At 67.9% G+C, this 24,398-nt stretch carries 25 protein-coding genes; 11 read left to right on the plus strand and 14 right to left on the minus strand.

Annotation, left to right across the window (positions count from 1 at the left end):
- Nucleotides 1-38 precede the first annotated feature (38 nt).
- A complete protein-coding gene (locus IB227_RS06060) occupies nt 39-1,217 on the minus strand; it encodes a UbiH/UbiF family hydroxylase (RefSeq protein ID WP_192286646.1) in 1,179 nt (392 codons plus the stop codon).
- Entirely contained in the window at nt 1,214-2,425 is a 1,212-nt protein-coding gene (ubiH, locus tag IB227_RS06065) for a 2-octaprenyl-6-methoxyphenyl hydroxylase (RefSeq protein WP_192286647.1), read from the minus strand. The genes IB227_RS06060 and ubiH overlap by 4 nt, the downstream gene beginning before the upstream one ends.
- 115 nt (nt 2,426-2,540) lie before the next feature.
- On the opposite strand from ubiH, the gene IB227_RS06070 reads away from it, so the two are divergent.
- The 10 genes from IB227_RS06070 (at nt 2,541) to IB227_RS06115 (ending at nt 12,357) form a co-directional block, all read left to right on the plus strand.
- A complete protein-coding gene (locus tag IB227_RS06070) occupies nt 2,541-3,122 on the plus strand; it encodes a hypothetical protein (RefSeq protein ID WP_192286648.1) in 582 nt (193 codons plus the stop codon).
- A 13-nt stretch (nt 3,123-3,135) separates the two neighbouring features.
- Complete coding sequence (locus IB227_RS06075; protein ID WP_192286649.1) at nt 3,136-3,690, plus strand: cob(I)yrinic acid a,c-diamide adenosyltransferase; 555 nt, start codon at nt 3,136-3,138, stop codon at nt 3,688-3,690.
- 62 nt (nt 3,691-3,752) lie between these two features.
- Nucleotides 3,753-4,676 (plus strand): histone deacetylase family protein, encoded by a 924-nt coding sequence (locus IB227_RS06080; RefSeq protein ID WP_192286650.1) that lies wholly within the window; start codon nt 3,753-3,755, stop codon nt 4,674-4,676.
- 97 nt (nt 4,677-4,773) lie between these two features.
- Nucleotides 4,774-7,146, plus strand: a complete 2,373-nt coding sequence (lptD, locus tag IB227_RS06085) for an LPS-assembly protein LptD (protein ID WP_192286651.1) — start codon at nt 4,774-4,776, stop codon at nt 7,144-7,146.
- Entirely contained in the window at nt 7,143-8,492 is a 1,350-nt protein-coding gene (locus IB227_RS06090) for a peptidylprolyl isomerase (RefSeq protein ID WP_192286652.1), read from the plus strand. The genes lptD and IB227_RS06090 overlap by 4 nt, the downstream gene beginning before the upstream one ends.
- A 3-nt stretch (nt 8,493-8,495) precedes the next feature.
- On the plus strand, nt 8,496-9,476 hold the full coding sequence (gene pdxA / locus IB227_RS06095; RefSeq protein ID WP_192286653.1) for a 4-hydroxythreonine-4-phosphate dehydrogenase PdxA: 981 nt from the start codon (nt 8,496-8,498) through the stop codon (nt 9,474-9,476).
- Nucleotides 9,473-10,285, plus strand: a complete 813-nt coding sequence (rsmA, locus tag IB227_RS06100) for a 16S rRNA (adenine(1518)-N(6)/adenine(1519)-N(6))-dimethyltransferase RsmA (RefSeq protein ID WP_192286654.1) — start codon at nt 9,473-9,475, stop codon at nt 10,283-10,285. Before pdxA ends, rsmA begins: the two co-directional genes overlap by 4 nt.
- 49 nt (nt 10,286-10,334) lie before the next feature.
- Nucleotides 10,335-10,718, plus strand: coding sequence for a Co2+/Mg2+ efflux protein ApaG (apaG, locus tag IB227_RS06105; protein WP_132864950.1), 384 nt, complete (start codon nt 10,335-10,337; stop codon nt 10,716-10,718).
- The gene (locus IB227_RS06110; RefSeq protein WP_132864951.1) at nt 10,718-11,728 is read left to right on the plus strand and encodes a symmetrical bis(5'-nucleosyl)-tetraphosphatase; all 1,011 of its coding nucleotides are present in this window, start codon (nt 10,718-10,720) and stop codon (nt 11,726-11,728) included. The genes apaG and IB227_RS06110 overlap by 1 nt, the downstream gene beginning before the upstream one ends.
- 26 nt (nt 11,729-11,754) lie before the next feature.
- Nucleotides 11,755-12,357, plus strand: coding sequence for a DUF1287 domain-containing protein (locus IB227_RS06115; RefSeq protein WP_192286655.1), 603 nt, complete (start codon nt 11,755-11,757; stop codon nt 12,355-12,357).
- Nucleotides 12,358-12,595: 238 nt separating this feature from the next.
- Here the strand turns inward: IB227_RS06115 and IB227_RS06120 are convergent, their stop codons facing one another.
- The 10 genes from IB227_RS06120 to IB227_RS06165 all read right to left on the minus strand — a co-directional run bounded on the left by IB227_RS06120 (nt 12,596) and on the right by IB227_RS06165 (nt 20,446).
- Nucleotides 12,596-13,087, minus strand: a complete 492-nt coding sequence (locus IB227_RS06120) for a dihydrofolate reductase (protein WP_192287290.1) — start codon at nt 13,085-13,087, stop codon at nt 12,596-12,598.
- A gap of 47 nt (nt 13,088-13,134) precedes the next feature.
- Nucleotides 13,135-13,929 carry a thymidylate synthase gene (locus tag IB227_RS06125; protein WP_192286656.1) on the minus strand — a complete coding sequence of 265 codons (795 nt, stop codon included), beginning with the start codon at nt 13,927-13,929 and terminating at the stop codon, nt 13,135-13,137.
- On the minus strand, nt 13,926-14,831 hold the full coding sequence (lgt, locus tag IB227_RS06130; protein WP_192286657.1) for a prolipoprotein diacylglyceryl transferase: 906 nt from the start codon (nt 14,829-14,831) through the stop codon (nt 13,926-13,928). The genes IB227_RS06125 and lgt overlap by 4 nt, the downstream gene beginning before the upstream one ends.
- A 64-nt stretch (nt 14,832-14,895) precedes the next feature.
- A complete protein-coding gene (locus tag IB227_RS06135; protein WP_192286658.1) occupies nt 14,896-15,387 on the minus strand; it encodes a TPM domain-containing protein in 492 nt (163 codons plus the stop codon).
- Complete coding sequence (locus IB227_RS06140) at nt 15,387-16,268, minus strand: TPM domain-containing protein (protein ID WP_192286659.1); 882 nt, start codon at nt 16,266-16,268, stop codon at nt 15,387-15,389. The genes IB227_RS06135 and IB227_RS06140 overlap by 1 nt, the downstream gene beginning before the upstream one ends.
- A 10-nt stretch (nt 16,269-16,278) precedes the next feature.
- A complete protein-coding gene (locus IB227_RS06145) occupies nt 16,279-16,911 on the minus strand; it encodes a LemA family protein (protein WP_132864957.1) in 633 nt (210 codons plus the stop codon).
- A gap of 98 nt (nt 16,912-17,009) precedes the next feature.
- Nucleotides 17,010-17,759 carry a TerC family protein gene (locus IB227_RS06150; protein WP_132864958.1) on the minus strand — a complete coding sequence of 250 codons (750 nt, stop codon included), beginning with the start codon at nt 17,757-17,759 and terminating at the stop codon, nt 17,010-17,012.
- 53 nt (nt 17,760-17,812) lie between these two features.
- Nucleotides 17,813-18,193 carry a diacylglycerol kinase gene (locus tag IB227_RS06155; RefSeq protein WP_192286660.1) on the minus strand — a complete coding sequence of 127 codons (381 nt, stop codon included), beginning with the start codon at nt 18,191-18,193 and terminating at the stop codon, nt 17,813-17,815.
- A 143-nt stretch (nt 18,194-18,336) separates the two neighbouring features.
- Nucleotides 18,337-19,602, minus strand: a complete 1,266-nt coding sequence (locus tag IB227_RS06160) for a HAMP domain-containing sensor histidine kinase (RefSeq protein ID WP_192286661.1) — start codon at nt 19,600-19,602, stop codon at nt 18,337-18,339.
- A gap of 130 nt (nt 19,603-19,732) precedes the next feature.
- A complete protein-coding gene (locus IB227_RS06165) occupies nt 19,733-20,446 on the minus strand; it encodes a response regulator transcription factor (protein WP_057633435.1) in 714 nt (237 codons plus the stop codon).
- Between the two features lie 168 nt (nt 20,447-20,614).
- On the opposite strand from IB227_RS06165, the gene IB227_RS06170 reads away from it, so the two are divergent.
- Complete coding sequence (locus IB227_RS06170; protein WP_192286662.1) at nt 20,615-20,968, plus strand: DMT family protein; 354 nt, start codon at nt 20,615-20,617, stop codon at nt 20,966-20,968.
- Nucleotides 20,969-21,074: 106 nt separating this feature from the next.
- Here the strand turns inward: IB227_RS06170 and IB227_RS06175 are convergent, their stop codons facing one another.
- Together IB227_RS06175 and IB227_RS06180 are read right to left on the minus strand one after the other, a co-directional pair.
- Nucleotides 21,075-22,001 (minus strand): DUF6607 family protein, encoded by a 927-nt coding sequence (locus IB227_RS06175; protein WP_192286663.1) that lies wholly within the window; start codon nt 21,999-22,001, stop codon nt 21,075-21,077.
- A gap of 111 nt (nt 22,002-22,112) precedes the next feature.
- Nucleotides 22,113-24,320 (minus strand): TonB-dependent hemoglobin/transferrin/lactoferrin family receptor, encoded by a 2,208-nt coding sequence (locus IB227_RS06180; protein ID WP_192286664.1) that lies wholly within the window; start codon nt 24,318-24,320, stop codon nt 22,113-22,115.
- Between the last annotated feature and the right edge of the window lie 78 nt (nt 24,321-24,398).

Raw genomic sequence — 24,398 nt, forward strand, 5'->3', positions numbered from 1 at the left:
CTGCCTGTTGTCTATCGGCTTCGCGGCCGAGGCCGCGCCTACAGGCCCGAGGCGCGCTTCCAGAACAGTGACAACAACGGCGGCATCCTGCCGGCCATGCCCAGCAGGGCGCCACGGGCCAACGTCAGGTGCATCTCGTCGTTGGAGAACACCTTGTTGATCGCATCGAAGCTGTAGGCGGCCACGGTGTTCTCGCTGCGCCGCGTGCGCGCCCAGCGTTGCAGGCGGTGCGGCGTACTCCACTCCTGGCGACGTTGCCGGGCATCACGCACCAGCTCACGCAGGCCGGCCACGTCGCGCAGGCCCAGGTTCACGCCCTGCCCGGCCAGCGGGTGCACCACGTGCGCGGCATCACCCAACGTCAGCACGCGCCCGGCGACATAGCCCTTGGCCAACTGCCGGCGCAACGGGAACGCAGCGCGCGGAGAGGCCACCTTCATCTGCCCCAGCCGGCCGGCGAAGGCGTTGGTCAACTCCCGCTCGAACGCCGCATCCTCCAGCGCCAGCACCCGTTCTGCCTCGGCATCGGGCAAGGTCCATACGATCGAGCTGCGGTACTTGTCGTAGGGCAGCACCGCGAGCGGGCCGGTATCAAGGAAACGCTGCCAGGCCGTTGCTTCGTTCGGCCGCTCGCTGTCGATGTAGCCCACCACGCCGCGCTGGCCGTAGTCGTGCCGGCTCACGTCCAGCCCGGCCAACGTGCGCAGGGTGGATTCGGCCCCATCAGCGGCAATGGCAATGGCCGCCTCGATGCGGCGGCCATCGTCCAGGCGCAGGCGCACGCTGCCGGCGTCCTGCTCCATTTCCACCACCTTGGCCGGGCAGTACACCTGCACGCCGGCGGCCGGCAGCGCCGCCCACAGGCGGTCCACCAGCAGGCCGTTCTCGACGATCCAGCCCAGCTCGCGCCGGCCCAGCGTGTCCGCATCGAAGGTCAGGTCACCGCCGCCGCCCGCGTCCCACACGCGCATGCGCCGGTAGGCGCAGACATGCCCACGCTCGACCTGCGACCAGACCCCCAGCGCATCCAGCAGCGCCGCGTTGTCGGCGGCGAAGGCGAACACGCGCAGGTCCGGCCGCTGCGCCGACCACGGCGGCGGCTCGCGACCTTCCACCAGCGCCACCTGCAAGCCTTCCTTCGCCAATGCCAGCGCACAGGCACCGCCAACCACGCCACCGCCGACCACCACTGCATCCCATTGCCCGCGACGGCTCATCGCGCTTCACTCCTGCACAACTCGGGCACCTGCCCACGGAATCCCATCGCACCGCCCACCAGGAACGATTGCAGCGGCGCGGCCTGCGCGGCGGCCACCAGGCCCAGGCTGCGCAACGGCCGCATCAGCGGCGAGGCATTGCTGGTCAAGCGGGCCAGGCCGTCGGAGAAGGCCAGGGTCTGCTCGCGGTCCGGGCCGCGGCGCTGCACATAGGCCTGCAGCAGTGCATCAGCGCCCGGGTCCATTGCGCCATCGGCAATCAGTTCGGCCAGGGTCAGCGCATCGCGCAGGCCCAGGTTGAAGCCCTGCGCGCCCAGCGGATGGATGGTCTGCGCGGCATTGCCGAGCAGCAGCGCGCGTTCGCCAACCAGCTTCCTGGCCAGCACCTGGATCAACGGGTACGCACTGCGCGGCCCGCTCTCCAGCAGCCGCCCGGCGCGCCAACCCACCGCGTCCTGCAGGCGCGCCAGCCAGGCGCGCTCATCCAGGGCCAGCACCGCATCGGCCTGGTCGCGGGCCACGCCATGGACCACGCCGTAGTGGCGGTCCCCGCGCGGCAGCAGGGCGGTCGGGCCGGTATCGGTGAAGCGTTCGTAGGCACTGCCGTCCGGTGCCTTGGCCGCGCGGACGCGGGCCACGAACAGGGTCTGCGCGTAGTCGTGCTCGGTCACCTCGATGCCCAGTGCTTCACGCACCGCGCTGCGGGTACCGTCGGCTCCGACCACCAGTCGGGCCCGCAGGCGACGTTCGCCGTCCGCCTCGGCGATGACCACCTCCCGGTAGCCATCGCTGCCGGCGCCCAGCCCGACGAACCTGGCCGGGCGATAGCGGGTCAGCTGCTGCAGCTCGCCCAGCCGGGCTTCCAGTGCATCGCCAAAATCACGCGCCACCACCACCTGGCCGAACGCCTCGCGGCCGTAATCCTCCGCGCGCATCACCACCCGGCCGAAATCCCCGGCGCGGCTGACATGGATGCGGCGGATCGGCCCGCCCGGGTTGCCCAGCCGCTGCATCACGCCCAGCGCGGTCAACGCGTTGACCGTGGCCGCGGCGAAACTGAGGTTGCGCTGGTCGAACACCGCCGGCAACGCCCCACCCGGCGTGGCTTCGACCAGGCCCACGTCCAGCCCCAGCCGGTCCAGCGCAATGGCCAGGCTGGCCCCGACCAGGCCACCACCCACAATCACTACGTCATGGTTCTTGCTCATCCCGCCATGATACGGGCTCGCCCGCCCGCTTCGACCCCGGCCCGTCCGCCGCCGGACGCCGGTTCACCCCCAGTCCGGCTAGAATGGCCTCCTGATTAACGGGAACCGACCATCCATGACCGCCAACGTCCAACGTGCCTTCATCCTGTCCCTGCTCGTGCTGCTGATGGCCGGCACCCGCATCAACCATTTCGCGCCGATCCCCGACGCCTCCTGGGCGGTGTTCTTCATCGGCGGCTTCTACCTGCGCGACTGGACCCGCTGGGCCTTCCCGCTGCTGATGGCACTGGCGGTGGTGGTCGACTGGGCGGTGATCAGCAACCAGGGCATGAGCTTCTGGCAGCACTACTGCGTCTCGGCCGCCTACTGGATGCTGGTGCCGGCCTACTTCGCGATGTGGGCCGGCGGCATGCTGTTGCGCCGCTTCCACAAGGCTGCCAGCTGGCAGTCGCTGGGCCTGCTGGTGGCCAGCCTGGTCGGCTCGGTCGCGCTGTGCCACCTGATCGCGCAGGGCAGCTTCTACTGGATCAGCGCCTCGGTCGCCGACCCGACCGTCGCCGGCTGGGCCAAGAACTACGCCGACTGGCTGCTGCCCTACCTGCGCACCGCCGCCCTGTACACCGGCGCCGCCGCCCTGGTCCACGTCGTCGTGGAAGCCGTTGCCAAGCAGCCGGCCACCGGCTGCGTCGCCCACTGAGGGCGGCGTCGGCATGGGCAACCGTCTCTCCAGGATCTATACCCGCACCGGTGACGATGGCAGCACCGGCCTTGGCGATGGCAGCCGCACCGGCAAGGATTCGCTGCGGGTCAACGCCTACGGCACCGTCGACGAGGCCAACTCGGCCATCGGCGTGCTGCTGGCGGTCACCCTGCCCGACGACGTGCGGGCACTGCTGACCACCATCCAGCACCAGCTGTTCGACCTGGGCGGGGAGCTGTGCATCCCCGGCCACGCCGCCATCCACGCCGCCGACATCGACGCGCTGGAGCAGCACCTGGACCGCTACAACGACGACCTGCCGGCACTGAAGGACTTCATCCTGCCGGCCGGCGGCGAAGCGGCTGCCCGCTGCCACCTGGCGCGCACCATCGTGCGCCGCGCCGAGCGCGAGACGGTGGCCCTGGCCCGCCAGGAAGACATCCGTGGCGAGGCGGTGCGCTATCTGAACCGCCTGTCCGACCTGCTGTTCGTGCTGGCCCGGGTGCTGGCCCGCGCCGACGGCCATGGTGAAGTGCTCTGGAACCACGAACGCCGGCGCGGCTGATCCCTCCTTCCCCCTCCCAGGACGCCGCGCAACGCGCGGCGCCGACGGTCCAGAGTGCGGCCATGCTGGTATTCACCCACCCCGCCTGCCTTGAACACGACCCCGGCATCGACCATCCGGAGTCCCCGGAGCGCCTGCACGCGGTGATCTCGGCGCTGCGCGCCGAATTCCCGGACCAGCTGGAATGGCGGCAGGCACCGGCGGCCAAGCTCGGCGAGCTGGCGCGGGTACACAGCCGCGAACTGATCGACGACATGCTGCGCGCCCAGGTCGCCCCGCTGCGCCGCATCGACCTGGACACCTTCACCTCGCCCGGCTCGGCCAGCGCCGCCCTGCACGCCGCCGGCGCCGGGGTCGCCGCCGTGGACGCGGTGATGCTGGAGGACGACCGCCGCCACGTGTTCTGCGCGGTGCGCCCGCCCGGCCACCATGCCACCGCCGATACCGCGATGGGCTTCTGCCTGTTCAACAACATCGCCGTGGCCGCGGCCTATGCCCGCGACAAGTACGGCCTGGAACGCATCGCCATCGTCGATTTCGACGTCCACCACGGCAACGGCACCCAGGCCATCTTCGAGGCCGACCCCAAGGTGGCCTACTACAGCACCCACCAGTCGGGCCTGTTCCCGTTCTCCGGCAGCATGCGCGAGCGCGGCGTGGGCAACGTGTGCAACATCCTGCTGCCGCCGGGCAGCGGCGGCTTCCGCTTCCGCAACACCTGGGCCGACGACATGCTGCCGCAGATCGAAGCCTTCCAACCCCAGCTGTTGTTCATTTCCGCCGGCTTCGACGCCCACATGCGCGACCCGCAGGCCGACCTGATGGTCGAGACCGAGGATTTCGGCTGGCTGACCCGTGAGCTGGTCACCCTGGCCGATCGCCACGGCAGCGGACGGGTGGTATCGATGCTGGAGGGCGGCTACGACCTGCAGGCCCTGCGCGAATGCAGCGTCGCCCATGTCCAGGCCCTGCTGCCATCGGCCTGATGGATGAACCCGACCCGGCTCCGCCGGGTGCCCTTCATTGCCCCCATGCAGGCGATGCGGCAAGCTAGCGACCGTTTTCCCCCAGAATCCGAACCGCGTGCGCCGAGCCTTCCGCCTGCTTCCCCTGCCCCTGGGTATCGCCATCTGTCTGCCCGCGATGGCCGATGACAAGCCCGTGAACTGGGGGCTGTGCCCGGCCACCGAGTCCCTGCCCGCCTTCGAGGAGGCCCCCCAGGCCGACCCGAAAAGCGCGGCCAACCGCGAGCAGTTGCCGACTGACATCGAAGGCAACGAGCTGACCGGCACCACCGTGATCCCCGAATACCAGGGCAACGTGGTGCTCAAGCGCGGCGACCAGTTCATGGGCACCGACAGCCTGCGCCTGGACACCGAAAGCGGTAACTACATCGCCGAGGGCAACGTCCGCTATTCGGACTCCTCGATCCGCATGGTCGCCGAGCGGGCCGAAGGCAACCAGGAAACCGACACCCACAAGATCAGCAACATCCAGTACCAGCTGGTCTCGCGGCGCGGCAACGGTGGTGCCGAGTCGATCGACCTGCAGGGCTCGGTCGGCCAGATGCACCATTCCACCTACACCACCTGCGACCCCTCGCAGCCGGTGTGGAAGCTGGTGGCCCCGCAGATCGAGGTGGACAACGAGGAAGGCTTCGGCACCGCCCGCAATGCCGTGCTGCGCATCGGCAAGGTGCCGGTGCTGTACGCGCCGTGGTTCAAGTTCCCGATCGACGACCGCCGCCAGACCGGCCTGCTGTATCCCAAGCTGAGCATGTCCGGCCGCAATGGCTTCGACTACGAGCAGCCGATCTACTTCAACCTGGCACCGAACTACGACGACACGCTGAGCCCGCGCTACATGAGCAAGCGCGGCCTGATGCTGGAGAACGAGTTCCGCTACCTGTACAGCGGCGGCAAGGGCCAGCTGGAGACGGCCTACCTGCCCAACGACTCGCTGCGCGACAAGGACCGCGGGCGCATCCAGTACAGCGGGTACCACAACATCGACAGCCACTGGCAGGCCCGTGCCAACCTGGGCTGGGTCAGCGACGAGCGCTACGTGGAGGACTTCTCCAACCGCCTGCTCGGCATCACCTCGTCCAACCTGCAGAGCACCATCGGCCTGTACGGCTCCGGCCGCAGCTGGACCGCCGGGGTGATGGCCGACCACTGGCAGCTGACCGACTACACCCTGACCGAGAGCTCCTTGGCCTACAACCGTGAGCCGCGCTTCTTCGGCACCTGGGACGAGAGTTTCGGCCGCTGGTTCGAAGCTGGCGTCTACGCCGAGGCGGTGCGCTTCACCCACGACGACGTCCACCTCAAGACCCAGAACGCCGATGGCGAGTACGAACGCACCGGTGTCGTAAGGCCGATGTACGGCGGCTCGCGCCTGGACATCAAGCCCTACGTGTCGATGCCGCTGGCCGGTGCCTCCTGGTACATCACCCCGACCCTGGCCTGGCGCTACACCGCCTACCAGTTGGACCGCGGGATGGTCGCCAACGGCGCGGACCGCACCCCGACCCGCAGCCTGCCGATCACCACCGTGGACGCCGGCCTGTTCTTCGACCGCGAGACCTCGCTCGGGGGCAAGTCCTACCTGAACACGCTGGAGCCGCGGATCTTCTACCTGAACACCCCGTACCGCGAGCAGAGCAACCTGCCGTTGTTCGATACCCGTGCGTTCACCTTCAGCTGGGGCCAGCTGTTCCGCGACAGCCGCTACACCGGCGCCGACCGCCAGAACGACGCCAACCAGCTGACCACTGCCCTGACCACGCGCCTGATCCGCCAGGAGGATGGCCGCGAGAAGCTGTCGGCGAGCATTGGCCAGATCACCTATTTCGACGACTCCCGCGTCACCCTGAACAGTGGCGAGGCGCCGGTCGAGCAGGGCAACTCGGCGTGGGTGGCCGACGTCAACTGGGCGCTCACCGACCGCTGGACGCTGGGCAGCACCTACCAGTGGAACCCGAAATACGGCAAGGAAGACCTGGCCAGCGTCCGCGCCCGCTACCTGATGCCGGGCGACGGCGTGGTCAACCTGAGCTACCGCTACCGCCGCAACCCGAACAACGGTACCGACCAGCTCGAACAGGCCGACCTGTCCTTCCTGTACCCGATCAACCCCACCTGGAGCGTGGTCGGCCGCTATTACTACTCCCTGCTGGACAACAAGCCGCTGGAAATCATCGGCGGCGTGCAGTGGGACAGCTGCTGCCTGACGGTCCGCGCCCTGGCCCGTCGCTACGTCCGCAACCGCGACGGCGACCTGGACAACTCCTTCCAGATCGAGTTCGTGCTCAAGGGCCTGAGCTCGGTCGGGCAGGACACAGACCGCACCTTGCGCCGTGCTATTCTCGGCTACAACCGAGACGACCTGTACCTCGTTCCGCCGAGCAACATCGAGGCGAACGATGACGACTACGATCCGAACCAGATTCCATGACCAAGACCCTTTCTGCAGTCCTCGCCAGCGTGCTGGCGCTTTCCGGCGTGTCCGCCCCGGCCGTTGCCCAGCAGCAGCCGCTGGATCGCATCGCCGCCATCGTTGATGAGGACGTGATCCTGCAGAGTGAGCTGCAGCGGGCGGTCAACAACATCAAGGGCCAGTACGCCGGCCGCGAAGCCCAGCTGCCGCCCGAAGCGGTGCTGGAGCGCCAGGTGCTCGAGCGCCTGGTGCTGGTCAAGCTGCAGGTCGCCCGTGCCGAGGGCAGCGGCATCCGCGTCGGCGACGAGGAGCTCAACCACGCCATCGGCAGCATCGCCCAGCAGAACGGCACCACCGTGGACGGCCTGCGCCAGCGCCTGGCCCAGGACGGCATCGGCTTCACCGACTTCCGCAACTCGGTGCGTGAGGAAATCATCACCCAGCGCCTGCGCCAGAGCTTCGCGCAGAGCCGCATCAGCGTCAGCGAAGGCGAAGTGGACGCGGCCCTGGCCCAGCAGAACGCCGGCGGCGCGCAGTACCACCTGGCGCACATCCTGGTCGCCCTGCCCGAAGGCGCCAACGCCGAGCAGATCGCCACCGGCCAGAGCAAGGTGGACGGCATCAAGAACCTGCTGGACAAGGGCGAGCTGGACTTCGCCGCGGCGGCAGTGCGCTACTCCGACAGCCCCAACGCGCTGGAAAGCGGCGACCTGGGCTGGCGCAGCCTGGATGAAATCCCCAGCGCATTCTCCAACCAGATCAAGAACATGAAGGCCGGCGACGTGCTCGGCCCGATCCGCGGCCCCAGCGGCTTCCAGTTGCTCAAGCTGGTGGAAGTGCGTGAAGCCGGGGCCGGCGGCGGCTCCGCCGCGCAGGTCACCGAGTTCCACGCCCGCCACATCCTGGTGCGCATCACCGACCAGGTGGACGAGGCGGCAGCCAAGGCCAGGATCGACACCCTGCGCGCCCGCATCGCCGGCGGCGCCGACTTCCAGGCCGTGGCCAAGGAGTCCTCCGACGATGCCAACAGCCGTGGCCAGGGCGGTGACCTGGGCTGGTTCCCGGCCGATGCCTTCGGCCCGGACTTCGGCAAGCAGATCGAAGGCGTCAGCGATGGTGGCGTGACCGCACCGTTCCGCACCGATGCCGGCTGGCACATCGTGCAGCGCGTGGGTACACGCCAGACCGATGTCACCGACGACAACAAGCGCGCGCAGATCCGTGACCAGATCGGTCGCCGCAAGCTCGACGATGAGTACAACCGCTTCCTGCAGGAGCTGCGTGGCGATGCCTATGTCAGCTTCCGCAGCGGCGACCGCGCCGAAGGCACCGCCGAGCCGGCCGCCGAACCGGCCAAGCCGTAAGCCATGATTCCCCAGCTCGCTCTGGTCCCGGGCGAGCCCTCCGGGATCGGCCCGGAACTGTGTATCCGCCTTGCCCAACAGCCGCGCAGTGATTGCCGGCTGTTGGCGTTTGCGGACCCGCAAACCCTGCGCGACGCCGCTGCCGCGCTGCAGCTGCCGCTGCAACTGCTGCCCGAACACGCCCGGGCCCAACAGCCCGGTGACCTACGCCTGCGCCCGGTCGCCAATGCCGTCCCCAGCCGCTTTGGACACGCCGACCCACGCAACGCGCGCGCGGTGATCGATGCCTTGCACGGGGCCGGGCAAGCCTGCCTGGACGGCACGCTCGATGGCGTGGTGACCGGCCCGGTGCACAAGGCCGTCATCAACGACGGCGGCATCGCCTACAGCGGCACCACCGAGTTGCTGGCCCAGCAGGCCGGGGTCGAGGTGGTGATGATGCTGGCCAACGACATCGTCCGCGTCGCGCTGGCCACCACCCACCTGCCGCTGCGCGAGGTCGCCGACGCGATCACCGCAGACGGCCTGCGCAAGGTCATCCTCACCACCCATCGCGCGCTGCGCCGTGACTTCGGCCTGCCCGAGCCCCGCATCGCAGTGCTCGGGCTGAACCCGCACGCCGGCGAGGATGGCCATCTGGGCCGCGAGGAGCTGGACGTGATGATCCCGCTGCTGGACCAGCTGCGCGCCGAGGGCATCGCCCTGATCGGCCCGCTGCCGGCCGATACCGCCTTCCTGCCGGCCAAGCTGGCCGGCTTCGACGCCGTGCTGGCCATGTACCACGACCAAGGCTTGCCGGTGCTCAAGTACAGCGGCTTCGAACAGGCCACCAACATCACCCTCGGCCTGCCCTACCCGCGCGTGGCGGTGGACCACGGCACCGCGCTGGACCTGGCCGGCAAGGGCATCGCCGACCCCTCCAGCCTGTTCGCCGCCACGGAACTGTGCGCCAGGCTGGCCGCACAACGTAAAATCACCGCATGAATTCCTCCCATTCCCCGCGCACCGGCGCAGGTTTCACCGCGCCGGCAAAGAAGCAGCTGGGCCAGCACTTCCTGGCCGACACGCATTACGTCGAAAAGATCGTGATGGCGGTCAACCCGAAGGACGGCGACCGCCTGGTCGAGATCGGCCCGGGCCAGGGTGCCATCACCTTCCCGCTGCTGCGCCGCCACCCGAAGCTGACCGTCATCGAGTTCGACCGCGACCTGATCGCACCGTTGACCGAGGCCGCCGCGCCCCTGGGTGAGCTGACCATCGTCCACCGCGACGTGCTGCAGGTCGATTTCACCGCGCTGGCCGCTGGCGGAAAGATCCGCCTGGTCGGCAACCTGCCCTACAACATTTCCTCGCCGATCCTGTTCCATGCACTGGAGCACGCCGCGGCGATCTCGGACATGACCTTCATGCTGCAGAAGGAAGTGGTCGACCGCATGGCCGCCGGCCCGGGCAGCAAGGTCTATGGCCGCCTGAGCGTGATGCTGCAGGCCTGGTGCGAGGTGACGTCGCTGTTCGTGGTGCCGCCAGGCGCGTTCCGGCCACCGCCGAAGGTGGACTCTGCCGTGGCCCGGCTGGTGCCGCGCGACCCCGCCACAATCGGCATCGATGACCCCAAACGCTTCGCCGAGGTAGTCAAGGCCGCCTTCGGGCAACGCCGCAAGACGCTGCGCAACGCCCTCAACGGCGTCATCGACGAAGCCGGCTTCGCCGCCGCCGGGGTCCGCAGCGACGCCCGCGCCGAACAGCTGGAAGTGGCCGATTTCATCCGACTTGCGAACGTACCGCACGCCTGAGTGCGACATCTGCGCAAACCGATCACCTGCTTTTGCTTACACTCCCCCCATGGAAGAATCCCGCCACTACGCGATCGAGATCGAGGTTTCCCCTCGTTTCATCGACGACCAGTCGGCCCCTGAAGACGGGCGCTTCGCGTTCGCCTACACGATCCGCATCCAGAACCGCGGCAGCGTCCCCGCGCGGCTGATCAGCCGCCATTGGCGCATCACCGACGGCGAGGGCCGGGTCGAGCACGTCGACGGCGACGGCGTGGTCGGCGAACAGCCACGGCTGCGCCCGGGCGAGGAGTTCAGCTATACCTCCGGCGTCATGATCGGCACCGAGTACGGCACCATGCAGGGCCACTACGACATGCTCGCCGACGACGGCACCGAGTTCGCCGCGCCGATCGCACCGTTCGTGCTGTCCATCCCAAGGACGCTGCACTGATGGCGACCTGGGCAATCGGCGACCTGCAGGGCTGTTACGACGTCACCCAGTCGCTGCTGGAGAAGATCAACTTCGACCCCGCCGTAGACCGGCTCTGGTTCTGCGGCGACCTGGTCAACCGTGGCGGGCAATCGCTGGAGACCCTGCGCCTGGTGCATTCGCTGCGCGAGCAGAGCGTGGTGGTGCTGGGCAACCATGACCTGTCGCTGCTGGCCATCGGCGCCCGCAGCGAAGAGGAGCAGCGCAAGGTCAACCCGGACCTGCAGCGCATCGTGCTGGCCGAGGACCGCGACACCCTGCTCGACTGGCTGCGCCTGCAGAAGCTGGTGCACGCCGACCGCGAACTGGGCTGGATGATGTTCCATGCCGGGCTGGCGCCGAAGTGGACCGTCGCCCTGGCCGAGAAGCATGCCCGCGAGGTCGAGCAGCAACTGCACGGCAACGGCTACCGCAAGCTGTTCCGCAACATGTACGGCGACAAGCCGGCCTGGTCGCCGGGGCTGAGCGGCTATGACCGCTCGCGCGCGATCATCAACATCTTCACCCGCATGCGCTACTGCACCCCCAGTGGCCGCATCGGCATGGAGGACAAGGGCACGCCCGGCACCCAACCGCAGGGCATGTACCCCTGGTTCGAAGTACCCGGCCGCGTGGAGCGCGAGCTGAAGATGGTCTGCGGCCACTGGTCGGCGCTGGGCCTGACCATCACCCAGGGCGTGCACGCCATCGATACCGGTGCGGTCTGGGGCGGCAAGCTCACCGCGCTGCAGCTGGACAGCGAGGACCTGCGCGTGGTGCAGGTGCCGGGCCGTGACGTACCCGCGCCGGTCCCCGGTGCGCATCCGCCGCGCAAACCCAAGCCGGAGCGCCCGGCCGAGCCCCGCGGCGAGCAGCCCGCGCGCGGCGAACCGCGCCGTCGCCCGCGCCGTCGGCGACCGGGTGCGGGTAATGGCGGTGGCAACAATGCCGGCACCCACGGCGCTCCGCCCACCGTCGGGCCGGGTGAATGATCCGCGGGCCATCAGCCCTGCTGCTGATGGCCTCCGTCCTGCTCGGCGCCTGCCGGCAGGAAGTCCCCCACTCCACTGAACTGCCGCCTGCGCGTGCCCACGCACCGGCGGTCACGTCCGTACCGCTGGTGGCCGCGGCACGTGCGCAGGTCGGCGTGACCGTGCGTTACGACCCGGCCTACTTCGCATTGGCCTATCCCGAAGGCGATCCTCCACGGGACCGTGGGGTGTGCACCGACGTGGTGGTACGCGCATTGCGCGGGGTCGGCATCGACCTGCAGGCACGCATCCATGCGGACATGCGCGCGCACTTTTCCGAGTACCCCCCGCTATGGGGCCTGTCGCGCACGGACCGCAACATCGACCACCGGCGCGTACCCAACCAGATGCGCTGGATGCAGCGCCAGGGTTGGGAATTGCCGATCAGCACGCAACCGGGCGACTACGCTCCCGGCGACATCGTCGCGTGGAAGCTCAACGGTAATGGCCTGCTGCACGTGGGCATCGTGTCCGATCGCCTGCTGGACGATGGCACGCCGCTGGTGCTGCACAACATCGCGCGCGGTACGCAGGAGGAAGACCTGTTGTTCCGGCACACGATCATTGGGCATTACCGGATGCCGGGTTAAGGCAAAGGCTTACCCCTCCCCAGCCCTCCCCTTGGCTGCGCCAAAGGGAGGGGGCGTATCCTGCGAGCGTTCAGATCATCGCCGTGCGAGCGTCGTTCGGATCACCGCCCTGCGAGCGCTCAGACCCTCGCGCAGCCGCTGTTGCCCCCTCCCTTTGGCGCAGCCAAGGGGAGGGTTGGGGAGGGGTTCGTTGTTCCGGCAACCTGAAACGGCGCCGGCTTCGCGGCCGAGGCTACGCCTACCGACGGATGTAGTGGGCGAAGCGGAACGCGTAGGCGTGCCGCGCATCGGGCGCGTGCAGCTGGCTGTCCACTTCCTGCCACTGGGCCGGGTCCACGGCCGGGAAATGCGTATCGGCCACCACCTCGGCGTCCACCCAGGTCAGGTACAGGTCGGTGGCCTGATCGATCAGCAATCGGTAGATCTCACCCCCGCCGATCACGCACAGTTCGGACGCGCCTTGCGCCAGCGCGATGGCCTGCGCCTGCTGCAGCGATGCCACCGCCTGCATGCCCTCGAACGGCACCTGGCCGCTGCGGGTCAGCACCAGGTTGGTCCGTCCCGGCAGCGCGCGACCGAGCGACTGCGCGGTCCTGCGCCCCATCAGGATCGGCTTGCCCAGCGTGAGCGCCTTGAAGTGCCTGAAATCATCCGGCAGGTGCCACGGCATGCAGTTGTCCTGGCCGATGCCGCGATTGCGGTCCAGCGCGGCAATCATCGAAAGCCGCAGCTGCACCGGGGTTGCCGCTTCGCCGTTCCCCGCTCCCATCCCCAGGCTCACACTGCCACCGGTGCCTTGATCGCCGGGTGCGGGTCATAGCCGTCGATGCGGATGTCCTCGAAACGGAAACCGAACAGGTCGGTGACCTCCGGGTTCAACCACAGCGTCGGCAGCGCGCGCGGCGCACGCGACAACTGTTCGCGCGCCTGCTCGTAGTGATTGGAATACAGGTGCGCATCACCCAGCGTGTGCACGAAGTCACCCACGCCCAGGCCGGTGGCCTGCGCCACCATGTGGGTCAGCAACGCGTAGCTGGCGATGTTGAACGGCACGCCGAGGAAGATGTCGCCGCTGCGCTGGTACAACTGGCAGCTGAGCTTGCCGTCGACCACGTAGAACTGGAACAGGTTGTGGCAGGGCATCAGCGCCATCTGCGACAACTCGCCCACGTTCCACGCGCTGACCACCAGCCGGCGCGAATCCGGGTTGCGCTTGATCTCCTCGACCAACCACTGCATCTGGTCGATCTCGCGCCCGTCGGCGGTGGCCCAGCTGCGCCACTGCTTGCCGTAGACCGGGCCGAGGTCGCCATTGGCATCGGCCCACTCGTCCCAGATCCGCACGTTGTTGTCCTTCAGGTAGGCGATGTTGGTATCGCCCTTCAGGAACCACAGCAGCTCGTGGATGATCGAGCGCAGGTGCAGCTTCTTGGTGGTGACCAGCGGGAAGCCTTCGTTGAGGTCGAAGCGCATCTGCCAACCAAACACGCTGCGCGTGCCGGTGCCGGTGCGATCGGACTTCTCGCTGCCGTGCTCGAGCACGTGCCGCAGCAGATCCAGGTAGGGCTTCACGCTTTTTCCTCCAGCGGCAGGACCGGCTGCAGCACCGGGGCACGGCGCGACATCACCAGCAGGATCACGCCCAGCGCGATCAGCGGCAGGCTCAGGATCTGGCCGCGGGTCAGCCAGTCAAACGCCACGTAGACGCCGTTGTCGGGCATGCGCACGAACTCGACCAGGAAACGGAAGGCGCCGTACATCAACGCGAACAGGCCGGACACGGTGTAACGCGGGCGCGGCTTCATCGAGTACAGCCACAGCACCACGAACATCACCAGCCCTTCCAGCACCGCTTCATACAACTGCGAGGGATGGCGCGCGTACTGGGTGAGCAGCCCGGCGGCGAAGTCCTGCTTGATCTGCGCGGCCGACATCAGCTGCTCCATCGTCGGCAGGCCCGCCGGCACGTCCTTCAACGGCGAATGCGGGAACACCACGCCCCAGCCGGAATGGGTGAACTTGCCCCACAACTCACCGCCAACGAAATTGCCCAGCCGGCCGAAGCCCAGGCCCAGCGGCACCAGCGGCGCGACGAAATCAATGGTGTCGAAGAAGTGCTGGCGCTGCTTGCGCGTCCACCACCAGCCGGCGATCAGCACGCCGAGCAGGCCGCCATGGAAGCTCATGCCGCCTTCCCATACGCGCAGCAGCAGCAACGGGTTATGCAGGAACTCGGCGGTGGCATAGAACAGCATGTAGCCGATGCGCCCGCCCAGCACCACGCCGAGCATGGCGTAGAACAGCAGGTCCGAAAAACCGTTCATGCTCACGCCCGGCAGGCGCCCGGCGAGGATCCGCTGCCGGCCCAGCCACCAGGCGGCGCCGAAGCCCAGCAGATACATGATGCCGTACCAGTGCACCGAGATCGGCCCCAGGCTGAAGGCGATGGGGTCTATGTCATGGAGATAGATCATGAAGGCACTGTCTGGCGAACGAAGTCCTATTCTCGGGGCTGCATTCCCTGCGTCAACCGCCCACTCAGCCAAGCAGCTGCGGGCGGTCAGGCAACTCGTTGCCGCGTGGTCGGTCCGGGTCGGCGGGAAAGTGCCGGGCCAGCAGCTGCGAGACCTCGGCCACGGCGGCCAACACGGCCGCCTCGCGGTCGCCACTGCCCAGTTGCATGCGCAGGTGCTCGCAGACCTGCTGCCACTGCCCGGCCTCGATGCGGCCCGACAGGCCGCGGTCGGGCACGATCTCGATGGCGTGGTCGGCCAGCAGCAGGTAGATCAGCACTCCGTTGTTGGCCTCGGTGTCCCAGGTGCGCAGCACCGCGAAGGCATGCTCGGCGCGCTGCCGGGCATCCACGCCCCGCCACAGCATCGGCAAGGACAGGTCCGATTCCACAGCGAACATCACCTGGCCGCCGTGCTGGCGCTCACCGTCGGCGATGGCCCGGGCGATCCGCTCCAGGCTGGCTTCCGGGAAGACCGCATGGGCCGAGGGCGAGAACACATGGCGCAACCAGCGCATCACCAGCTCCCCGAGGCGCCACCGCCTCCCGATCGCCCGCCGCCGCCGGACCAGCCACCACCGCCGCCGAAGCCTCCGCCACCGCCAAAGCCCCCGCTCCCCCAGCCCCCGCCCCCGCCGCGGGCGAAGCCGCCCGAAGCCCTGCCGAAGGAGAAGAACAGCGCGGCGAAGGCCGCCATCACGCCATTGGCCAGCGTCAGCAGCAGCGCACCGGCAAGCCCGGCCAGCACCGCGGCAAGCAAGCCGCGCACGGCCTTGGGCTGCCGCGCCAACAGCAGGCGCATCAGCACCGCGGCAACCACGCCGATGCCGATCGCGAACAGGAAGCTGTCCTCGCCGCCGTCCTTGCGCCCGCGGTTGCTGCTGACCTGGGCCGGCAGCTGCTCGCCATCAATCAGCTTGACCAGCACCCCTGTGGCGGCGGTGATGCCGCCGGCATAGTCGTCCTGGCGGAAATACGGCACCAGGTACTCCTGGATCACCCGGTTGGCGATGGCATCGGGGATCGCCCCTTCCAGCCCGTAGCCGGGCTCGATGCGTACCCGCCGGTCGTCCTTGGCCACCACCAGCAACACCGCGTCATCCACGCCCTTGCGCCCGACCTTCCATTCGTCGAAGACGCGGGAGGTGTACTGGGCGATGTCCTCGGGCTGGGTGGTGGGCACGATCAACACCTGCAGCTGGCTGCCCTTGCGCTGCTGCAGGGCCAGCGCCTGCTGCTCGAGTGCCTGTTTCTGCGCTGTGTCCAGGGTGCCGGTGGCGTCCACCACCGGCGAGTCCAGCGGCGGGATCGGGGCCCGTTGCTGGGCCACCGCCACGCCTGCCCAGCCCACGCCAAGCAGGCACAGCAGCAGCCACAGCCGCGGCAGCAGGCCGGTCATCGGCACGAACTCACTGCGCCGGCGCAGGCGCCGGTTGCGGTGCCGGCGGCTGCGGCTGCTGGTTGCCGAAGTTGACCGCCGGCGGCTGGGCGATCTGTGCCTCGTTCTCCACGCTGAAATTCGGCTTGGCCGCATAGCCGAACATCTTGGCGGTGATCACCTGCGGGAACGAGCGGATGTAGGTGTTGTAGTCCTGCACCAGCTGGATGTAGCGGCCGCGGGCCACGGTGATGCGGTTCTCGGTGCCTTCCAGCTGCGCCTGCAGGTCACGGAAGTTCTGGTCCGACTTCAGCGTCGGGTAGTTCTCGCTGACCACCAGCAGCCGCGACAGCGCGCTGCCCAGCTCGCCCTGGGCCTGCTGGAACTGGGCCAGCGAGTCGGCATCGTCGGCGTTGACCTGGATCTGGCCGACCTTGGCGCGGGCGTTGGTGACCTCGGTCAGCACCTGGCGCTCCTGCTGGGCGTAGCCCTGCACGGTGTTGACCAGGTTGGGGATCAGGTCGGCGCGGCGCTTGTACTGGTTCAGCACCTCGGACCAGCCGGCCTTGACCGCCTCGTCCTTCTGCTGGATGGCGTTGTAGCCACACCCGGAAATGGAGATTGCCGCCACGACGAGCAGCATCAAGCGGAGGAACTGGCGCATGGTCGGGTCCTTGGACGTCGGAGTGCCGAGCATGCCACGGCCGGGGTGCAGCGTGTGCCAAAGCAAAGGGCCGGCAATGCCGGCCCTTTGTGATTCGTTTACCAGTCTTCCGAACCCGGTACGTGGTGCTGCTTGGCGTTGCGCCGCATCAGCAGGTTCAGCCACTCGACCAGGACCGAGAAGCCCATCGCCGCGTAGATGTAGGGCTTGGGCACGTGGACATCGAAGCCGTCCAGCACCAGCACCGTGCCGACCATCAGGATGAAAGCCAGCGCCAGCAGCTTCACGGTCGGGTTGGCGTCGATGAAGCGGCCCAGCGGGTTGGCCGCCAGCAGCATCACCGCCACCGACAGCAGCACCGCGCAGACCATCACCGGCACGTGGTCGGCGATGCCGACGGCGGTGATCACCGAGTCCAGCGAGAACACGATGTCGATCACCGCGATCTGCGCGATCACCATGCCGAACGCGGCCGAGGCCTTGGTGGTGGTCGGGTCGGCGTCTTCACCGCCACTGACCAGCTCGCGGATCTCCTTGATGCCCTTGTAGAGCAGGAACAGGCCGCCGACGATCAACACCAGGTCGCGGATGGAGATGCCCATCCCGGCGATGGTGAACAGGTTGTTCTCCATGTGCGCCAGGTAGGCCAGCGAGATCAGCAGCAGGATGCGGGTGATGCAGGCCACCGCGATGCCGACGCGACGCGCCAGCGGGCGCTTGTGCTCGGGCAGGCGCCCCACAGCGATGGAGATGAACACCAGGTTGTCGATGCCCAGCACGATTTCCAGCGCACTGAGCATGAACAGCGTGACCCATACGTTCGGGTCGGCAAGAAACTCAAAAGACATGCACGCAATCCTTCAATAGAACCCAACTACCCCGCGCCACCCGACGCGTGGTTTCAGAAAAGACGGGGAACCAGCAACAGGCCCCAGCACACCAGCACGTTCATCATCAGCACGAACACCGCCGCCGAGCCCATGTCCTTGGCACGACCGGCCAGCACGTGGTACTCCGGGCCATAGCGCTCGATCACGGCCTCGATGGCCGAATTGGCCAGCTCCATGGCCAGCACCAGCAGCATCGAGCCGATCATCAGGATCTGCTCGACCGGGGTCTGCCCCAGCCACAGCGCCAGCGGGGTGAGGACCACGAACAGGTAGACCTCCAGGCGGAACGAGGACTCGTGCAACCAGGCGGCGCGCAGGCCCTGCCAGGACCACTGGGCCGCCTTGAAGATGCGGCCCGGGCCGCGCGGCATGTGGCCGGTCTGGTCAGCCATGGCACACCTTGCCAGTCGCCGCGCCACGGCGCGGCGGGTACAGATCAAACAGGGGAGCTGCCATGAAGGATGACACCGGTTGCGGATAGGCAATAGGCAATTTTGCCACATCTGCCCGTTCACTTCCCGGAACCGGCCGCCGCTCAGCTGAAGCGCACCACCGCCACGGTACCCTGCCCCTCCCGGCTGTCCAGGCTGATCTGCCAGCCGCAGCGTTCGCACAGCCGCCGGACGATGCTCAGGCCCAGGCCCAGCGAATTGCCGTGCTCACCGCGGACGAACGGCTCGAAGGCCCGTGACAGGGCATCGGGCGACATCCCGACGCCGGTGTCGCGCACCGTCAACTGGCCGTGGGACACCGTGACCTCGACCAGGCCGACGTCGGTGTAGGTACAGGCGTTGCGCAGCAGGTTGCCAACCACCACGTGCATCACCCGCGGTGGCGCCAGCAGCGGGTGGCGGCCGTCGATGGACACTCGCAGCTCCACCGGCTTGCCGCGCAGCAGCTCCTCGGCCAACCCGGCCTCGTAGCGGACCAGGTCGCCGACATCGAACCATTCCGATTGCGGCTCCACGTCCACTTCCCGGGCCAGCAGCAGGAAGGCATCGATCACCGCCTCCATGTCGCGCCCGGCGCGCTGTATCCGCTGCAGGCTGCGCTGCAGGCGCGGGGTCAGCTCGGGGTCGGCCAGGGCCATGTCGCTGGCCATGCGGATCACCGTCAACGGGGTCCGCAGTTCATGGCTGGCATCGCGGGTGAAGTTGCGTTCGCGGGCCACGTGCGCGGCGACGCGCCCGGCCATCGCATGCAGTGCCAACGCCAGCTGCAGGCTTTCGCCCTTGACCTCGGCCGGCAAGCGCTCCGGTGCCAGCTCCCCGGCATCGGGACGGCGCGGGTCCCACTGCGACACCCTCCGTGCCAGCCAGTTCACCGGCCAGACCAGGCGCCGCGAGACCCGGTAGGTCCGCCATGACACCGCGTAGATCACGATCAGTACCAGCAGTACCGGCACCACCCCGAACCAGAACGCATTGCGCTCGGTCTGCGAGCGCTCCAGCACCAGGTACAGCCGCCCGGCCGGCTGCGGGTCGACCAGCACCCGCTGGCTGCTGGCCTTGAGTTCATGGAACCCCGGGGAAAGCATGCGCAGGGCGACCGGAATGCCATCGGGTGGCTGCCCTTGCAGCCACAGGTAGCCCTGCAGGGTGTGGGTGTCGGGAGGTGGCTTGCCCGGGTGTTTGGCCCGCGCCTGCCAGTAGTGGGCCGCCTCTTCCTGCAGCTTCACTTCTTCCAGCCCGTGCCGGATCACCTGCGTCACCAGGTAGCCGCCCACCAAGACCGCCAGGCTCACCAGCAGCGCCTGAAGGATGAATGCGATCCTGATTTTGCGCGACAACCCGTAAGGCATCTGCCTCCCCCCGAAGCACGCGTGATTATAAGGACGCCCGCCCACCGGCCGACGCGCGTCCTGGTACGAAAAGGCCGTCGCGCCCCCAAAGGCGCGACGGCCTGCTCATTGTCCGGTCACCGCATGTGCCTCAGCCCATCGGCTGGCCGATGTCCGCGATGCGGTAACCGGCGCTTTGTACGGTGTGCAGCAGCGGGCGATCAAACGGCTTGTCGATGATCTTGCGCAGGTTGTACAGGTGGCTGCGCAGGGTATCGGAGTCCGGCAGGCCATTGCCCCAGATCTCCCGCTCGATCTCCTGGCGGGTCACCACGCGCGGCGATTCGCGCATCAGGATGGTCAGCAGGCGCAGGCCGATCGGGGAGAGCTGCAGTTCGCTGCCGGCGCGGGTGGCGCGCATGCTGACCGGGTCCAGCACCAGGTCGGCCACTTTCAGCACCTCGGCACCCACCTGGCGACGCTCGCGGCGGATCAACGCACGCAGGCGCGCTTCCAGTTCCTGGATCGCGAAGGGTTTGGTCAGGTAGTCGTCGGCGCCGTATCCCAGCCCGGTGAGCTTGTCGTCCAGCGTGTCGCGTGCGGTCAGCATGAGCACCGGCGTGGACTTGCGTGCCTCGTTGCGCAACCGGCGGCAGACCTCGATGCCGTCCAGCCGTGGCAGCATCAGGTCCAGCACCACCACGTCGTAGCTGTTCTCGGCCGCCAGGCGGTAGCCGTCCAGACCATCGACCGCGTAATCAACCTCAAACCCCTTGCCTTCCAGGTACTCACCGATCATTTCGGAGATGTTGCGGTTGTCTTCGACAACCAGTACCAGGCCGGACGATTCCTTTGTCTGTCGCATGGAGCCTCCTCAGTCTTCAGCTTTGTGAAACATGACGCACCCCGGGTAGATACCGCGTGAAGACGGCATGTGCCAATTGGTTGCTTCGGAAACCATTCGAGCCCGCCGATGAAGGCCGGCTCACGGCCTTCGGCCCTAAGCTATCGGCCCCTCACGACGAATCTGCACATGCCCGCGATGCCTTTCACCGCCTACCTGTACCCGGTGCTGCTGTTGATCGCCAGCAACGTATTCATGACCGTCGCCTGGTACGGCCACCTGAAGTTCAAGACCGCGCCGCTGATGACGGTGATCCTGGTCAGCTGGGGCATCGCCTTCTTCGAGTACTGCCTGCAGGTGCCGGGCAACCGGCTTGGCAGCGCGGTGTATTCCGCGCCGCAGCTCAAGGGCATGCAGGAAGTGATCACCCTGGTGGTGTTCGCGGTGTTCTCGGCCGTGTACCTGGGCCAGCCGCTGAAGTGGAACCATTGGGCCGCGTTCGGCCTGATCGTGGTCGCGGCGCTGTTGATGTTCAAGGAGTAAGGCGCCCCGGACGGCAGGAGCGCCTTCAAGCACGAAGCCGGTACCGCATTGGCCGAGGCGGTTCCTGCAATTGCAGGCCCTACCGCCTTCGCGGCCGAGGCCGCTCCTACGGGGCGGGCTCGACGAACTGCACGAACACCGCGTCGATCTTCGCGGTATCCACGGCCGCACCGCCCTGCACGGCCTCGGCCTGCTCGAACAGCGGGATGATCATCGCCATGCCGTCCAGCTTGGTCTTCAGGTGCACGCCCGGCGCCTTGTCCAGGTGGGCCGCCCAGCGCTGGCGCACCTGCGCCCAGAAGCCGGCGGTTGCCTTCCAGTAGTCCAGCGCCGGGGTGAAGTCGACCTCGGTGGTCCTGATGTAATCGTTGAAGCCGAACTCGCGGGCGATCTCCACCTGGCTGCCGTCGGCGTTGCGCTGCACCTTGGTGTTGAACTGCTCGTGGGTCCAGCCATTGGGCGTGAGCGTGTGCCGGTTCACCACCGCCAGCGCGTTGTAGTCGCTGCGCCGGGTGTACTCGCGGCGCGGCAGCGGCCGCCAGCTGGTGTCGCTGGTCCAGGTCGGCACGTTGTTGTCATAGGTCCACTTGCCGGTGCCGCAATAGCGCGGGGCGTCGCTGACTTCGTAGACGCACTGCGTCCAGGCGCCCTGGTTCAACGTGGCATCGACCGGCCGCACCTGCCAGGTCTGGTCGGCGCTGAACTCGAAGCGGCTCGGTGCCTGGTACACCCAGTCCTGGCGCCAGTGCTTGGTCACGTGCCCGCTCTTGGCATCGACCAGCAGATGCTGCAGCACGATGCGGGTCGGGGTGTCCTCGACCACCACCACCACCTCATCCCCGCCACTGCGCATGGCCGGCGCGCGTTCATAGCCGGGCTTGAGCAGCACGGTCTCGTCGAAGGCGAAATCCACGGTGTACTGGCCCTGCATGGCCAGGATGCTGTCGTGGTCACGGGTGATGCTGGCGGGCGCTGCGCTGGCCAGACCGCTCACGGCGGTCAACAGCAGCAGGCTGGCGGGATGAAGCGTCATGAGGCATTCCTCGTACGTGGCGAAGTGGGTGACACGATGAAAGGCGCCTTCCCTGGCCCGGTCGCGTTCCCTCGCACCGGCCCCTGGAGGAACCGGCCTGAAGCGGGAGGGTTACCAGGACACGGCAAGGCTTGCCGACACCGTGCGCCCCGGGTTGCTGAAGCGGTCGACCACCGTGCTGCCGGTGGCCAGCGTGGAGGTGATGCCGGACCAGTCGATGTAGGTGCGGTCGCCCAGGTTGAACACGCCGACGTTGAACGTGGCCCCCGGTGCAAACTGCCAATGCGCCATCAGGTCGAGCACACCGTAGCCGGCCGGGCGGTAGGTGGCGTCACTGGCAACGCGGTCCTTGCGGCGCGCGAACGTGCCGGCCAGCTCCACGCCCCATGCCTGGCGGTCGTACATCAGGCCCAGCGTGCCGCGCAGCGGGTCGACCGAATCCAGCGGCACGTCCTCTGTACGGTTCTGGCCGTGCGACCAGGCCACCGCGCTGCGCAGCGACCAGCCATCCAGCGCGGTGCTGAGCTGGCCGAAGTCCACGCCGGCCTTGAGTTCGGCGCCGTAGATGCGCGCCTCGGAAATGTTCTGCGACTGGAACACCATCAGCCCCTGTGCATTGGTGCCGACGAAGCGCTGCGACTCGATGAAGTCCTTGTAGTCGTTCCAGTAGCCGCTGACGCTGACGTAGGCCACCGGTGCGATGTAGCGCAGGCCCAACTCGACGCCATTGCTGGTTTCCGGCTTGAGGTCCGGGTTGGGGATGGCCGTGTAACCGAACATCACGTTGGTGAAGCCCAGGTTGACGTCGTTGTACGGCGGCGAACGGAAACCGTGCGAATAGCCGGCGAACAGCGACCACTGCTCATCGAAGCGCCACACCATGCCCAGCTTCGGCGAGACGCTGGTCTTGGTGAGCGAAGCCACCGCCATGTCCGGGTTGTCCTCGCCGAAGATGCTGTCCAGCTCCGGCGTGAGCCGGTAGTGGTCCACGCGCAGGCCCGGGACCAGCGACAGGCGACCGTCGGCCATGCGCATTTCATCCTGCACGTACAGGCCGAGCTCGGTGGTCTTGCTGACCGGGAAATCACGCACCGGGAACACGTCCGGCAGGATCGTGCTGCTGACCGCGCCGGTCGCCGATACCTGGTAGCCATCGCGCTTCTGGCGGATTTCGGTCCATGCGCCATCGAAGCCCCAGGTCAACGCGTGCTCGATGCCGTTGCGCTGCAGCGTCTTGTTGAACTGTGCCTGTGCGCCGTAGACGCGCTGGTCGAAGTTGAACTGGCGGTGTCGACGGCTGCCGTTGGTGCGGCCCTCATCGGTGACCTGGGTGGTCTCGCTGTCCTGGCGGTACACCTGCCAGCTCAGGCTGTCGGCGAAGGCCGCGTCCACCGCATCCATCTCGTGCGCGAACGACACGCGGGCGCGCGTCTGCTTGTCATGCGCGGTCATGCCGGTGGTGGTGCGCGCCGACGGCGTCGGGTGGGTGTCGTTGACCGCCGAGAAGACATCGGTATCGGTGATGTCCTCGTTGCCCTCCACGGTCAACCGGAAGCGCTGGCTTTGATCCGGCGCATAGACCAGCTTGGACAGCACGCTGCGGCCATCGCGCTCCTGCGGATTGGCGGCGGTGCGCGTGTAGTCCTGGCTGCGCACGGTGCCCTTGTTGTCGGTTTCCTGGCCCTGGCGGTGGTTGACGTTGACCATGCCACTCCAGTGCTCGCCACCGAAGGCGGTGGTCACGCTGCCGAGCAATCCTTTCCAGTCCCCGTCGTAACCGAACTTCAGCCCGACGTAGCTGTCCTTGCCGTCCTTCAGGTAGTCCGCCGGGTCCTTGGTGACGAAGGCGACCACGCCACCGAGTGCATCGGAGCCATACAGCGAACTGGCCGGGCCACGCACGATCTCGACCCGCTTGAGGGTCTCCAGGTCGGTGAAGTCGCGGTTGGCACTGGCGAAGCTGCCGATCAGGAAGCTCTTGGGCATGCTGATGCCATCGGTCTGGATCAGCACGCGGTTGCCGTCCAGGCCGCGGATACGGAAGCCGCCCAGGCCGAAGCGGGTCGCGCTGCGGGTCACCGAGATGCCCGGCTCGTAGCGGACCAGGTCACCGATGTCATGCACCAGTTGCCGGTCCAGCTGCTCGCGGTCGATCACGTCCACCGTGGCCGCCACGTCGCTGACCGCGCGCTCGGTGCGGGTCGCGGTGACCTGGACGCGGTCGAAGTCGCGGGTGTCGGCGGGCGCGCTCGCACTTTCGGCATGCGCGGAAGGCAACACCGCCCACAGGGCGGCGCTCAACAAGGTTGGACGGATCATGGGAACCTGGAGGCGTTCGGGAAACAGAACCTTGGCGATGCGACCGGATTGCCAGGCAATCCGGTCGCGGCCAAGGGG

The organism is Stenotrophomonas sp. STM01 (assembly GCF_014852135.1).
Lineage (GTDB): Bacteria > Pseudomonadota > Gammaproteobacteria > Xanthomonadales > Xanthomonadaceae > Stenotrophomonas > Stenotrophomonas capsici.